9 protein-coding genes and 1 pseudogene are annotated in these 14,174 nt (G+C 74.6%); 7 read left to right on the top strand and 3 right to left on the bottom strand.

Going from position 1 to position 14,174, the window contains the following annotated elements:
- Nucleotides 1–121: 121 nt before the first annotated feature.
- Nucleotides 122–697 (top strand): helix-turn-helix transcriptional regulator, encoded by a 576-nt coding sequence (locus tag HD601_RS05250; protein ID WP_184819949.1) that lies wholly within the window; start codon nucleotides 122–124, stop codon nucleotides 695–697.
- Here the strand turns inward: HD601_RS05250 and HD601_RS05245 are convergent.
- Nucleotides 645–1,859, bottom strand: a complete 1,215-nt coding sequence (locus HD601_RS05245) for an ROK family protein (protein WP_184819947.1) — start codon at nucleotides 1,857–1,859, stop codon at nucleotides 645–647. The genes HD601_RS05250 and HD601_RS05245 overlap by 53 nt on opposite strands.
- A gap of 100 nt (nucleotides 1,860–1,959) precedes the next feature.
- Here HD601_RS05245 and ggh point away from each other — a divergent pair, with 100 nt between their 5' ends.
- Nucleotides 1,960–3,279 carry a glucosylglycerate hydrolase gene (ggh, locus tag HD601_RS05240; RefSeq protein WP_246400670.1) on the top strand — a complete coding sequence of 440 codons (1,320 nt, stop codon included), beginning with the start codon at nucleotides 1,960–1,962 and terminating at the stop codon, nucleotides 3,277–3,279.
- Nucleotides 3,280–3,298: 19 nt separating this feature from the next.
- Here ggh and HD601_RS05235 read toward each other — a convergent pair whose 3' ends face one another.
- A complete protein-coding gene (locus tag HD601_RS05235; RefSeq protein ID WP_184819945.1) occupies nucleotides 3,299–5,239 on the bottom strand; it encodes a PA domain-containing protein in 1,941 nt (646 codons plus the stop codon).
- 137 nt (nucleotides 5,240–5,376) lie between these two features.
- Between HD601_RS05235 and HD601_RS33440 the strand changes: the two genes are divergently transcribed.
- Nucleotides 5,377–5,874, top strand: a complete 498-nt coding sequence (locus HD601_RS33440; protein WP_246400303.1) for a hypothetical protein — start codon at nucleotides 5,377–5,379, stop codon at nucleotides 5,872–5,874.
- Here HD601_RS33440 and HD601_RS36230 read toward each other — a convergent pair.
- Nucleotides 5,799–6,941 (bottom strand): annotated as a pseudogene (locus HD601_RS36230) (S8 family peptidase); the annotation flags it as partial. The gene HD601_RS33440 and the pseudogene HD601_RS36230 overlap by 76 nt on opposite strands.
- A gap of 366 nt (nucleotides 6,942–7,307) precedes the next feature.
- On the opposite strand from HD601_RS36230, the gene HD601_RS05225 reads away from it, so the two are divergent.
- From HD601_RS05225 to HD601_RS05210, 4 genes are all read left to right on the top strand, one after another.
- Nucleotides 7,308–8,291 carry a winged helix-turn-helix transcriptional regulator gene (locus tag HD601_RS05225; RefSeq protein ID WP_184819943.1) on the top strand — a complete coding sequence of 328 codons (984 nt, stop codon included), beginning with the start codon at nucleotides 7,308–7,310 and terminating at the stop codon, nucleotides 8,289–8,291.
- 209 nt (nucleotides 8,292–8,500) lie between these two features.
- Complete coding sequence (locus HD601_RS05220; RefSeq protein WP_184819941.1) at nucleotides 8,501–12,520, top strand: caspase, EACC1-associated type; 4,020 nt, start codon at nucleotides 8,501–8,503, stop codon at nucleotides 12,518–12,520.
- Nucleotides 12,521–12,655: 135 nt separating this feature from the next.
- Nucleotides 12,656–13,456, top strand: a complete 801-nt coding sequence (locus HD601_RS05215; protein ID WP_221440548.1) for an endonuclease/exonuclease/phosphatase family protein — start codon at nucleotides 12,656–12,658, stop codon at nucleotides 13,454–13,456.
- Between the two features lie 144 nt (nucleotides 13,457–13,600).
- Entirely contained in the window at nucleotides 13,601–14,173 is a 573-nt protein-coding gene (locus tag HD601_RS05210; RefSeq protein ID WP_184819939.1) for a Uma2 family endonuclease, read from the top strand.
- The last annotated feature ends 1 nt before the right edge of the window (nucleotide 14,174 follow it).

The raw sequence follows: 14,174 nt of genomic DNA, 5'->3' as shown, positions 1-14,174 counted from the left end.
ACGATCGGCCCCAGTGATCGTCTCGTCACTCGGGGCCCTTCCTGTCGGCAGTCATCGGCGGCTACTGTAAGCGGGCTTTGCCCGGTTTTACAACCAATAGCTGTAATCCAGGGGGATGCCCATGCTCGATGCGGGTGCCGAGCTCGAGGCCGCTCTACGCCCTCTGACCTGGCCCGATGCCGATCTCATGGCCGGTGGTGGCAACTATCTGAGAACTTCTGGATCCTGGATCTACACCGCCTCCCGCCAGCCCGTTCCCGGTGCGACGGACGTCACCTTCGGACGGCGCTACGCGGGCGCCCTGCGCGTCGCCCGCGACGACGGCGAGTTCGTGCTGCTGGACCGGGCCTGGCTGGAAGGCCCCGAGTCGCGGCCGGAGCTGCGCTGGTGCATCCCGCTGGGGACGCTCGCCGCCGACGGCTCGCCGACGGTGGCGGTGCCGGTGGACGAGATCCTGGCCCGCTCGTCCGTGGTCGTCGGCCTGTCCGCGCCGGAGCTCGACCCGGAGGCGCTGCTGACGGCGTCGGCGATCGCCCGGCTGCTGGGCGTCACCCGCAGCACCGTCAACGCCTACCACGCCCGGCACCAGATGCCCCCGCCCGTCGCGACGCTCAACAACCGGCTGCCGCTCTGGACCCGTCCGGTCATCGACCACTGGGCCGCGCGGCAGACCCGCCGGCGCCGGCCCGCTCTCTGAGCCCGGCGTCCACGACCTCCGGGTCGTACACGTGCCCGGTGACCAGGGCGGCCATGCCCACGGCGGCCGGGTGGCGGGCCGTGCTGGCGACGATCTCGAGGTCGCCGGTCAGTCGCTCCAGGGCATCCGCCCGCACCGCCGCCGCGACCTCGTCGACCACGACCGGCAGCCGTCCCAGCGACCCGCCCAGCACGATCGTCTGCGGGTTCACCAGCGCGACCAGCCCGGCGAGCGTCCGGCCCAGCAGCCGGGCGCCGGCACGCAGGTCCGGCGCCGCCGCGACCCGCGCGGCCAGGTCGTCCGACGGCGACGGGGTCACGCCGCGGCGCCGCAGCAGCGCGTAGCCCGACGCGTACGCCGCCAGGCACCCCGTCCGCCCGCATCGGCAGACCGGGGCCGCACTGCCCGCCGGGTCGCCACCGGTCACCCGGATGTGGCCGATGTCGCCGGCCGCGCCGTCGAACCCGCATAGCAGGGCGCCGTCCAGGACCACGCCGGCGCCGATGCCGTGCGCGTACTTCACCGCGACCAGCGGCGTCGTACCGGGACGCTCGGCCGCCTCGCCCAGGGCGTGCGCCCGCGCGTCGTTCTCGAGCAGCACGGGCACCGGCCAGCGGGCGGCGATGACGGCGGCGATCGGGAAACCGTCCCAGCCGGGCATGACCGTGGCCGGTCGGAGCAGTCCGGTGACCGGCGACACGGGGCCGGGCAGCGCGACGCCCACGCCGACCAGCGTCTCGCCCGCGCCCGAAGCGAGCAGCGCGGCGCCCGCCTCGCACACCGTCGTCAACACCTCGGCCGGCGGACCCGCGATGTCCACAGGCAGCTCGCGTTCGCGCAGGCTGTGCCCGGTCAGGTCGGTGACGGCGACCCGCGCGGTGTGGTGGTCGAGGTCGAGCACGAGGACGACGCGGCCCTGGCCGGCGAACCGGATCAGCGCCGCCGGGCGGCCCCCGGTCGGCCCGGCCGCGCCCGCCTCGTGCACGAGGCCGGCCCGGAACAGCGTGTCGAGCCGCTCGAACAGCGTCATGCGCGACAGCCCGGTCTCGGCCAGCAGCTGCTGGCGGGTCCAGTCGTCGCGGGAGCGGATCAGCTGCAGCAGCCGGCCGGGCGAGTTGCCGGTCGTCGCCGCGGGCCGGCCGGTGGTGCGCAGCGCCGTCACGAGCCACCCCTTACGTCCAGCGAGTTGACAAAAGCAGGACGATACCGAAACCTGGACGGGACGGACATCCCCTGGTTCGACAGGTGCAGGAGGCGCGGTGCTGGTCCCGGTCAGCGACGTGGGGCTCGGCGACCGCGCGGCACAGGTGCTGCGCCGCAACGACCTCGGCTCCATGACGGCGGCGGCGCCCCGGCTCTACCCGCACATGTGGAGCTGGGACTCCGCGCTCATCGCCGTCGGGCTGGCCCAGCTGTCGGTGCCGCGCGCGGTCACGGAGCTGCGTACGCTGCTGCGGGCCCAGTGGTCGACCGGGATGATCCCGCACATCGTGTTCTCGGCCGGCGACGGCTACTTCCCCGGCCCGGAGCGCTGGGGGACGCAGGCCGCGGCGGCCGCGCCGGCCTCGGTCCGGACGTCGGGCATCTGCCAGCCGCCAGTGCACGCGGTCGCGGTGCGCCGCATCGTCGACGCCGGGCGGCGGGCGGGCGGGTCGGCGCGCGAGGAGGCCGAGGCGTTCGTCCGCGAGACGTTCGGCGCCTGGCTGGCCTGGCACCGCTGGCTCGCGACGGCGCGCGACCCCGACCGCCGCGGGCTCGTCGAGATCTACCACGGCTGGGAGAGCGGCATGGACAACTCGCCGCGCTGGGACCGGCCGTACGCCGCCGTCGTCCCCGGCGCCGAGTTGCCCTCGTTCGTCCGCACCGACGTCGACCACGTGGGCGACGCCCGCGAGCGCCCCACCGACGCCGAGTACGGGCGGTACCTCTGGCTGGTCGAGCAGCTGCGCCGGGTCGGCTACGACGACGACGCGGCCCGCGACGTGGTCGGCTTCCGGGTCGCCGACGTGTTCACCTCGGCCATCCTCGCGGTGGCCAGCGAGGAGCTGGCACTCCTCGGTGAGGAGCTCGGCGCCGGGTCGGGTGACGACGTGGCCGAGCTGCGCGAGCTGGCGGCCCGGTTCCGCGCCGGCGTCGCGTCCACGGTGTCGCCGTCGACGGGACTCGCCCGCGACCTCGACCGTCGATCGGGGGAGTGGATCGAGACCGAGACGGTGGCCGGCTTCGCGCCGCTCCTCTGCGGCCCCGACGACCGCCAGCGCGAGCTGTTCTGGGGCGAGCGCTGGTGCGGCCACCCCGCCCTGGCCCACCCGCTCCCGCCGACGGTGTCGCCGTCGGACCCCGGCCTGCAGCCGCGGGCCTACTGGCGCGGCCCGGTCTGGCCCATTGTGTCGTGGCTGTTCAGCTGGGCCTTCGCCCGCCACGGCGACGACGACGGCGCCGGCCGGCTGCGCGAGGCCTCGCTCCGGCAGCTCGCCGCGGGCGACTTCGGCGAGTACTACGAGCCGTTCACCGGCGAGCCGCTGGGCAGCCTGCACCAGTCCTGGACCGCCGCGGTCACCCTCGACTGGCTGTCGCGCTGACCGCGGCGGCGAGCGTCGGTCAGTCGGCGGGCAGCGCGGCCGCCCTGATCACCTCCTGGTCGATCCGGTTGCCGTCGGCGTCCTCGGCCGAGAAGCGGAACGAGACGAAGCCGGAGTTGTCGCGCGGCGGACGGTTCGGCAGGTGCGCCGCGAAGGTGTCGCCGTCGCGCCGGACCCGCAGCGTCTGCCAGGTGTCGCCGTCGTCGTAGGAGGCCTCGACGGTCAGGCCGGTGATCCGGGTGTCCGCGCCGGCCAGGTGCCCGGCGCTCACCTGGATCTCGTTCGGGCCGCGGCGGTCGCGCGGTCCGGGGAGCCGGTTGGTGAGGTCGGCGCCGAGGTCGTGGTCGAGCGTCAGCAGCGGTACGACGGCGGGTTCCTCGTCCTCCGAGGTCGTCGCGGAGACGAACGTCCACGACGTCCGCGTCAGGGTCGACAGCTCCACCCAGGGCGTGCGGTTCTCGATCGCGTAGTCGATCCGGAAGGTCTCCTCGCCGGGCGGCAGCAGGATCGTTCCGGACGGGAGGTCGGTGCCGCCGGCCTCGCCGATCAGCTCGTCGCCGTGCCACACCTGGAACAGCCCCTGGTAGCCCTGGCCGAACCCGTCGGCCACGGCCTCGGCGAAGTTGCCGTCCGCGTCGACGTACCCGGCCGTGGGGATGATCAGCACGTCGCCCTGCCGGGCCATCGGCTGGCCGGAGTCGAACCCGGGCGCCAGCGGCTGGCGTAGCCACGACGTCTCCTCGGTGCCGGGCTCCTCGTAGGTCCGCAGCGTGCTGAGCAGCTTGAGTGGGGTGACGAACGGCTCCGGCCAGTTGCCGGAGTACGGCTCCTGCGGCGTCCGCACGTGGTGCTGCCAGACGATCTCGGGGTCGAGGACGTAGTAGTCGACCCGCTCCGCCGGGGCCGACGGCACCGCATGGGCCCACGTCGCGGAGAAGTCCGCGCCCGGCTCGAACGCCCACGAGGCCTCGGACAGCGAGCCGGCCACCTGGACGGAGAAGTCGCGCTCGACGGCCGCCAACTCGTCGGAGTCGGCCACGTAGGAGAGCTCGGCCGGGATCCGCCCGTGCTCGGTGTGGCTGAGGTCGTAGAGGTAGGGGCTCGACGGCGTCCCGGTCGCGGTGGCGGTCAGGGGGCCGGCCGCCATCCGGTCGAGCAGCGCGAGTCCCTCCTCGTGCGACAGCCGGACGGTCGGGACGTCCAGCCGGATCCCCCACGCGCCGGGATCGGCGGACGATCCGGGCAGGTGGTGGTAGACCGCGACCATGCGGGCGCCGGCGGCGGCCGCGGCGTTGGCCTGCTCGGCCACGGCGACGGCCGGGTCGCGCCGGACCAGGGCCAGCGCGCCGTCCAGGTCCGCCCCCGCGAGTTCGGCGGGCGTGGCCGTCCCGGCGTCGACGACCGGCAGCTCCAGCTCGCCGTCGAGCACCGGGAGCTGCCAGGTCTGGTCGCTGAACGCCGGAGGCGGGTAGTACGACGGGTGCAGCGCGGTGCCGCCGGCCTCGAGCATCACCTCCGGCGCGGCGAGGCGGAAGCGCGACGACGCGCTGAAAGCGCCCACCGTCACCTCGTCGGTCGGCGCCATGAACAGCCGCTCCTCGATCTGCGACCCGGGCGGGTTGAGCAGGTACTCGGCGGCGGTGGTGCCGTCTGCGGCCGTACGGGCCCAGCTGAACCCGGCGGCGGCGCCGAGGTTGCCGGCGCCGGTCACGTGGTCCGGCGTGGTGACCTCGACCTCGGTGGCCTCGCGGGCGTCGAGGACGACGGTGAGGTCGGCGTCGACGGTGACCTCGGGGTCGCCGACCAGGGCCGAGTGCAGCGGGATGGTCGTGAACAGGTCGCCGTCGCTCTCGGCCCAGGCCGGCTTGGTGAGCACCCACCCCATGACCGAGTAGGTGCCGGCGGGGACGCGGAGGCAGATGTCGAGGCCGGCCGGCTGCTCGGCGCACGGTTCCAGCATCGGCCGGCCGGCCGGTCGCGACGTCGACGACGGGCGTGCCGGCGAACTGCGCCAGGGCCCGCGCCGGGCGGCCGTCCGCGGCGATCGCGTGGAGGGTGAGGTCGTGGTAGCGCGGCTCCACGTCGTACGCGACCGGCATGGCCAGCTCGGTGTCGCCGGCGGTCGCGACGAGCCGGCCGGCGTACTGGGCCGGCGTGTCGCCGGCGACGTCGAGCACGCCCTCCGCCTGCGCGGTCGCTCCCGGCGCGATGGTGAGCGACGACGGCGTCACGGTCAGGTCGCCCGGCTCGACACCGGGGACGTCGAAGGCCAGCTCCACGGTGACCGGCTCGTCGCTCGTGTTCCGGAAGCCGGCGGCGCGCCGCAGCGGCTCGGCCGGGCCGTCCTCGGGATGCGGCACGGCGCCGAAGGCCAGCGGGCCGGTCGTCATCACCACCGGACCCTCGAGCACGCGTCCGACGTCGACCCGGCCGGTGCCCTGGTCGGACACGTCCAGCCCGTCCGTCGGCACCGCCGTCGACATCAGGGCAGCCTTGAGCTCCGGCCCGGTCAGCTCCGGCCGGGCCTGCGCCAGCAGCGCCGCGGCCCCGGCGACGTGCGGCGACGCCATGGAGGTGCCGGAGAGCGCGACGTAGGGATCGGTGCTGCCGCCGCCGGCGCGGGCCGCGGAGATGCCGACGCCGGGCGCGGTGATGTCCGGCTTCGGCTCGCTGCTCTCGAACACCGGGCCGCGGCTGGAGAAGTCGGCCAGCCGGTCGTCGCGGTCGACGGCGCCGACGGTGAGCGCTGACGGTGCGTCGGCCGGGCTGCCGATGCAGGCCTCGCACTCGTTGTTGCCGGCCGCGATGACGAAGAGCGTGCCGTGCTCGGCGCTGATGCGCTCCACGGCGGCGGTGAACAGCGGGCCCTCGAAGTGGCCCGGGCCGAGGCCCAGGCTCATGTTGACGATGTCCGCACCCTGGGCGGCGGCCCACTCCATGCCCGCGATCGCCCACGACACCGAGCCGCCGCCGTCGGAGCCGAGCACCTTGCCGTTGAGCAGCCGCGCGCCCGGCGCCACGCCACGGCGCTCGCCGTCCGAGGCAGCGCCCGTGCCCGCGACCGTCGACGCGACGTGGGTGCCGTGGCCGTTGTGGTCGGTGGCGTCGGGGTCCTCGGTGAAGTTGGCCGCCGCGTCGACCCGTCCGGCCAGGTCGGGGTGGGTGTCGTCGATGCCGGTGTCGAGGACGGCGACCACGGTGCCGGTGCCGTCGACGCCCGCGTCCCAGGCGGCCGGCGCCGAGATCTGGCTGGTGCTGCGGTCCAGCCGGGCCTCGGTGGGCGCGTCCAGCCAGACCTTCTCGACGGCGCCGAGCGGCTGGGCCGCGAGCGTGTCGGCGTCGGCCTCGGCGCCGCCGCCGGCCGCGGCCAGGCCGAGGACCGCCGCGCCGAACTCGTCGGTGGCGGCGTCCACGGCGACCGCGTTGACGCTGTCCAGCTGCAGCCGCGCCGTGGCGCCGGGAACGGGCTCGGTGCTGAGCGGGCGCGGCGCGTCGTCGGCGTAGTCGAGGATCAGTGGCAGCCCGTCGCCGGCCGGCAGCTCGGACAGCGCGGTGACGTCGAACAGGGCGGCGTCCAGGCGGTCCGGGACCAGCGCCGCGACGTCGGCCGGAATGACCGACGTGGTGTCGCCGTGGCTGCTGACCAGGAACTGCGGGACCATGCCGTTCGGCCGGGACGCGGGGTCGACGGTGATGCCGTGGCGGCCGTCGGAGGTCGGGTGCACCTCGACGCGGTCGCCCGTGACCAGCGTGACGGTGGTGGCCGCGGGCGCCGCGCCGAACGCCGTCGCCGGTGGCGCCTGTCCAGGCACCTCGGCGTGTCCGGGCGCCGTCGCGCCGAGGGAGACGGCCACCGAGCCGCCCAGCAGGACGGCGACGACGCGTTGCGCGGGGGTACCAGGCCGGCGGATCGTCACGACGGCTCCTTCACATTGTCGCAAGGGGGAAGTGCCGTCCAGTGTTCGGTCCGGGCGCTCGGTGGCACCAGAGCTGGGCCTGGCGAGTGCTCGCCATGGCATCATCTCGCCATGCTGCAGGCACTGGGCGTGACGCCCTTGGACGAAGAGGTGTACCGGACGCTGCTGCGCTACCCGGGCAGCACCTCCGAGGACCTCGCCGACCTCGCCGGGCACGCGGCATCGACGCTGCGGCGCTCGGTGCGCCGGCTCGAGGAGCTCGGCCTGGTCACGAGGCTCGCCGGGACGCCGGTGCGGCTGCTGCCGGCCCGCCCCGACGTCGCCGTGGACGTGCTGGTCGCGCAGCGCCAGCAGGAGCTGGCGCTGGCCCGCGAGTCGGCCCGCGGCCTGCTGCAGGAGATGTCCGCCGAGCACGTGCACGAGTCGGGCGACCTCATCGAGATCGTCCGCGGCAGGCCGGCCGTCGCACACCGCTTCATGCAGATGGAGCAGACGGTCACGCGTGAGCTGCTGGTGCTGGACCGGCCGCCGTACGCGCAGACGCTCGACCAGCCGAACGACCGCGAGTACGAGCTGCTCGCCCGCGGCGTCCGCTGCCGCGGCATCTACGCGCCCGAGGGGCTGGAGCGGCCCGGCCGCCTCGACGAGCTGCGCCGCCTGGTCGACGCCGGCGAGGAGGCGCGGACGTCGCCCGTGGTGCCGCTGAAGATGGCCATCGCCGACGGCGAGGTCGCCATCCTGCCGCTGAGCTTCGAGCAGAGTGCCGAGCAGGCGCTGGTGGTGCACGCCTCGACGCTCGTCGACGCGCTGGTGTCGCTGTTCGAGGTGCTGTGGGACCTCGCGCTGCCGCTGGCCGGACTAGAGGGGACGGGGCAGCAGACCGGCGCGGGCGAGGCGGATGCGGCCGTCGCAGCGCTGGTGCCGTTGCTGGTGGCCGGGCTCGGCGACCAGGCGATCGCCCGCCAGCTGGGAGTGAGCCCGCGGACGCTGAGCCGGCAGCTGGCGGTGCTCATGGAGACACTCGGCGCGCGGACGCGGTTCCAGGCGGGGGTGCTCGCGGTGGCCCGCGGACTGACCGGTCCCGGTTCGGGATGACAACCCGGAATTCTCATGATCGAATGCGCGCGGGGTTATACGGGACGTCTTTCTAGATCACCACGATCCTCTCGTCCGAGTACTCCATCGGGTGTTCGGACCATATTGCTCCAAGACCCGACATACGTCGCGATGCGTACTTAGTCTGCGAGAGAACTGCAGGTGAACGGGGTGTTCGCCGCCATCCAGGCCAGACGCGAGGGAGCCTGATGAACGAGCTGTCGATGAATGTGCGGGCCGATCACGTCCGCGACCGATTCGTGGCAGTCCGTCCGGCCACCGCCACACTTCCGGTGTCGTCGAGGCGGACTCCGGACGCGTCCCTGCGTTTCCCGTCGGCCGCGGAGTCCGCTGTCGCGCCCGCGGTTCCGGACCGCCGGCAGCTGCCCGCGGGCGACCGCGCGGCCCTGCTCGTCGGCACCGCCGTGCACGACCACGCGGGCTACCCGCTGCTGCCGGCCGCGGCGGCCGGGCTGCGGCAGCTGCGGCAGGTCCTGGAGCGTGCCGACGTGGGCATGGTCGACACGTGCCAGGTGGTGCCCGACGGCAGCCGCGGCGAGGTCATGCGGGCCATCGAGACGTTCCTCGACGAGCGCGCGCTGGCCGACACCGTCCTCGTGTACCTCACCGGCTACGCGCAGGTGTCCGCGGCCGACGGCCGGCTCTACCTCGCCGCGGCCGACACCGACCCCGCGGACCTCGAGCGCACCGCCATCCCCGCCGACTTCCTCCGCGACCAGCTGCAGGAGTGCCGGGCGGCCAGCAAGGTCGTGCTCCTCGACACCTGCCTGCCGGGCGCCGAGACCGACCGGTTCGCCGTCCAGCGCCGTCAGGTCATGCTCGAGCCGGCCGGTGTCTACGTCATCTCGGCGTCGCAGGTGCCGCAGCCGGCGGCGGCCATGGCCGAGCCGGTCGCGCGCCTCGGCACGACGCGGTTCACCGGCGAGATCGTCGAGGGCCTGCGCACCGGGCGGGTCAAGCGCGGCCTGGGCCCGTGGGTCACCGCCGACGACCTCGCGACCTACCTGACGGAGCGGCTCACCGAGCAGGGCCTCCGGGCCGAGCAGCTGCCGGCCACGTCGACGCTGGCGGTCGCCGGCAACCACGTCATCGCGCGGTCCGCGGTGCGGGCGCTCAGCCTGCTCGACGGCGACGCCGACGGTGTGCGCGGCCGCGGCCCCGACGGCGGCAAGGGCGGCTGGGGCGGCGCCACCGCCACCCTCGCGCCCGCCGCACCGGCCACCGGCGCGTCCGCCGGCGGTGCGGGGACGGCCGACGGCGAGCACGGCGACCAGGTCGCCGACCCGGGCTGGCGCGAGGTCATCGCCTACTACCGCGCCTGTCTGGCGGAGGCCCCGTCGCCGGGCGCGCTGCCCAGCCGCACCGGCGAGGCGGCCGACTGGTTCCCCATGGCCGACGGCGCGGAGCTGCTGCTCAGCGGCGTCGAGGCCACCGCCCTCGCGCCCGCCGGCGTCGACACGTTCGACTGGAAAGAGCGCGACGTCTGGTACGGCTACCCGCTCGTCACGCTCGCCGGCGCCGGCCGCCGCAACTCCGGCGACCCGCTCGCCTCGTCGACCGTCGCGCCGCTGCTGGTGCGCCGCGCCGAGGTCACCGTCGACGCACGCGGGGCCGCGGCGCTGCGCCCGACCGGCCCGGTGCTGCCGCACGCCGGGGTCCTGCAGGCCTGCCTCGACGACCAAGAGGCGGCCAGCCTGCTGGCGGCCTGGCGGCAGGGCTGGAAGCCCGGCGACCGCGACCAGATGCTGGTGGCGATCCGCCAGCTGCTGAAGCGGCTCGGGCTGACCGAGCTGGACGCGCTCGACCCGGCCGCGCTGAGCGCCGTCGAGCTGAAGACCGCGAACCGCACCGGCGTGCACAACACCGCCGGCGTCCTCTACGCCGAGTCCGATCGCGCCGCCCAGCAGGCCGTCGCCGCCGAGCTGGGCGAGCTGGCCGAGCGGCTGGCCGACGTCCCGGGCACGGCCCTGGAGTTCCTGGGCAAGCCGGTCGGGCTGCGCACGACCACCCGCTCCTTCGTCACCCCCGTGCTGCCGGCCGAGCTGAACGAGAGCCAGGAGGCCGTGGTCGCGGCAGCCATGTCGCGGCCGCTCACCGTCGTCACCGCCCCGCCCGGCACCGGGGCGGGCGACGTCATCGTCGACGTCGTCGCCACCGCGGTCGCCGCCGGGCAGAAGGTGCTCGTGGCCTCGGCCGACGACGCCGCGCTGCAGCGGCTGGCCGACCGGTGCGGCGCCCTCACCACCGGTCTGCTGGTCAAGACCGGCGACGCGCAGGCGCGGGCCGAGGAGAAGCAGGTGGTCCGCGAGCTGCTGCGCTCCACCAAGGACGAGCGGCGCGGCCGGGCCCGGGGCTCCGTGGCCGCCGAGCTGGCAGCCACCCAGGCGCAGGTCAAGGCCTGGCGCGAGCGGCTGGCCGAGCGCAACGACCTCGAGATCCTGATGCGCAAGACGACGACGGCGCGGGCGACGGCGGCCGAGCGGCTCGGCGTGCCGGCGGACGTGCTGGCCGCGGCCTGGCGCGACGACGACCCGGGCCTGAGCGACTGGATCGACCGCGCGCGCACCCTCACCGAGACGCACCTCATGGGCGGGCTGCGCCGGCGCAACCTGGTGCTCGCGTACGTGCACGCCGTCGCCGAGGCGGGGGCCGACGGCGACACCGTCCGCGACGCGCTGCTCGAGCCCGCCGCCTACGACACCCTGCTGCTGTTCGCCCGGGCCGAGGAGCGCCTGCGCGAGGACAAGCGCGAGGTGCTCGCCGTCACCGACGACGCCCTCGACCGCGAGGGCCGCGACCTCGCCGCCCGGGTCGCCGAGCTGTCGACCGAGCTGGTCTCGGTGGTCGTCGGCGAGCAGGCGGCGACCGCCCGCGAGCGGCTCGAGGCGCGCCGCATCGCGCTTGAGCCGGGCGGCCGGAACCGGCAGACCAGCCACCGCGAGCTGCTGAGCCACCTCGGCGGCTGGGCCGTCACGCTCGAGGACGCCGGCCAGCTGGCGCTCGAGGCCGGCATGTTCGACCTCGTGGTCATCGACGACGCCCACCGCGCGCCGGTCTCGGCCGCGCTGCCGCTGCTGTTCCGCGCGCGCCGGGCGCTGATCGTCGGCGACCCCCGCCAGCAGGTCCGGGCGCCCGGCCTCAGCGACCACCGGCTGCGTCGGGCGCGCCGGGCCGCGGGGCTCTCCGCCGGGTTCCTGGCCGAGCGGCGGCTGTCGTTCCGCGGCGACTCGGTCTACGACGCCGCACTGCCGAACGTCGAGGAGCCGCTGCTGCTCGACGAGCACGACGGCTCGCACCCCGGCATCGCCCGCATCGTCGACGAGCACTGCTACGAGGGCCGGCTCACCGTCGTCACCGACGTCGGCGCGCTGCCCCGGGCGCTCGACCCCGAGACCGGCGACGCCACGCTGCTGCTCTGGGAGGACGTCACCGGCACGCCCGAGCGCGGCGCCAACGGCGGGTCGTGGCGCAACCAGGCCGAGATCGACCGCGTCGTGTGGGCGGTCAAGGAACTGCGCGAGCAGCTCCCCGAGGACGCCACCATCGCGGTCGTCACACCGTTCCGGGCGCAGGCCGACGAGCTGCGGTCGCTGTTCCGGTTCGAGCCGGTGCCGGTGGTGTGCGTGGCCGACGGCGAGCCCGTCGACTGCGACGCCGTCGTGCTGTCGCTGGTCGCGGGCGAGGACATGCCGGCGGCGACGGTCCGCTGGGCGCTGGCCCAGGCCCCGCTGTGGAGCGCCGCCATCAGCCGCACGCGTGCGCACGTCGTCACCGTCGGGCAGCACGGGTTCTGGTCGCGCCAGGCCGGGCTCCCGGCGCTGCTGGCGCGGATGTCGGCCGTCCGGTCCTTCCACGTCCGGCCCAACCCGCCGGCGCCGCTGGAGTCCGCCGTCTTCACCGACCCGCTGATCGAGCTGCTGTGCGACCGGCTCGCTGCCGCCGGGCACACCGACGTCGAGCCGAACGCCGTCGTCGACGGCTACCGCGTCGACGTGCTGGTGCGCACCCCGTCCGGCAGCACCGCGGTGCTGATCGACCGCGGCTGGCCGGGCGAGGACTCCGCTCGCCACCTGCGGCTGCTGCTGCGCCGGCGGCGCCTGCTGACCGGCCTGGTGCCGGAGTCGGGGCTGCCGCCGGTGACCCGGGTGCTGCGGGTGCCGACGTGGCAGGTGCGCTCCGGCGACCCGATCGACGGGCTCATTGACTGACCGTTTCCGGCAGGTTTGTCTACAAGTCATCCATGGTGGGAAAGCTCGACGGCACGTGCCCCGTGACGTCGAAGGGATTCCCCCATGCGCATGCTCCGCACCGCCGTGCCCGCGGCTCTGGCAGTCTTGGGACTGATGGCCGCGACCGCACAACCCGCCTCGTCGGCCGACCCGTCGCCGCGTGACCGCCCGCTGTCGGTCATGAGCTTCAACATCCACGCCGGCATCGGCACCGACGACCAGCTGAACCTCCAGCGCGTCGCCGACGTCATCGAGTCCGAGGGCGTCGACGTCGTCGGCCTGCAGGAGGTCGACCGGCACTGGGGCGCCCGCAGCGACTTCGTCGACCAGGCCGCCTGGCTCGCCGAGGAGCTGGACATGCACGTCGTCTACGGCGCCAACCTCGACCAGGACCCGCTCGAGCCCGGCCAGCCGCGCCGTCAGTACGGCACCGCCATCCTCAGCGAGCGGCCGATCCGCGAGTGGGACAACACCTTCCTGCCCAAGTACGAGGGGCACGAGCAGCGCGGCCTGCTGCGCGCCCGCATCAACGTGCGGGGTGTCTGGGCGACGGTCTACAACACGCACCTGCAGCACAACGACGCCAACGAGCGGCTCGAGCAGGTCGCGGCCATCGAGGAGCTGATCGGCGAGCCGGACGAGTCGGTCGTGCTGCTCGGCGACCTCAACGCGGTGCCGACGGCGCCGGAGATCCGCGAGCTCGTCGACGACCTCGTGGACGCGTGGGAGGCCGGCGGCGCGGGCGAGGGCCACACCTACCCGGCCGAGGACCCGAACGCCCGCATCGACTACGTCCTCACGTCCGGCGACGTCATCACCCGGACGGCCGCGGTGGTGACGACCGACGCCTCGGACCACCTTCCGGTGAAGGCGGACGTGCTGCTGCCCGGTTCGCACGTCGGCCTGGGGAGTTAGCGGTTCGGGCAAGTTTCCGGACGCCGGATCCGCCGGTTCGGGCAACCGGGCCGGCGGATTCGGGCAACTGCGCGAAGGTGCGGAACTGCGTATCGTGACGGTATGACTCGAAGGTCAGAACACGATCGAGCGAAGGAGGTACCGATGACGACGGTCACCGTGCCCATGGAGCTCCTGACCATCGAGGACTGGGATGCACTCGAGGAGACCGACGCCAACCGGTACTGGGAGCTCGTCGACGGGACGATCGTCATGAACTCGTTCCCGTCGGTCGGACATCAGCTGGTTGCGCAGCGACTGGTCACGCGATTGCACGCGCAGCTACCCGACGGCCTGGTCGCCCTTCAGCACATCGGCGTGACCATCGAGGCGCAGTTCCCGCCGACGGAGCGCGGCCCGGACGTCGTCGTGTTCCCGCGGGCGCTGGCGCACCTGGACGTGCCGCGGATCGACCCGGCCGACGTGCGGCTGGTGGTCGAGGTCGTCTCACCCGGCTCGCGGCGCACCGACCGGATCGGGAAGGTCGCCGACTATCAGTACGCCGGCATTCCGGCGTACTGGATCATCGACCCGGCGGCTTCTGACGACAGTCGGTTCGTGGCGTATGAGCTGGTGGGCGAGGCCTACAAGGAGGTCGCACGCGGCTCGGGCGTCATCGCGCTCGAGCGGCCGTTCCCGGTGACCGTCGACGTCGATGCGTTGCTGACGTTCGACTGAC

Source organism: Jiangella mangrovi (genome assembly GCF_014204975.1).
GTDB lineage: Bacteria > Actinomycetota > Actinomycetes > Jiangellales > Jiangellaceae > Jiangella > Jiangella mangrovi.
Note: the sequence above shows the minus strand (reverse complement) of the source record. Positions and strands in the feature narration are given on the sequence as shown.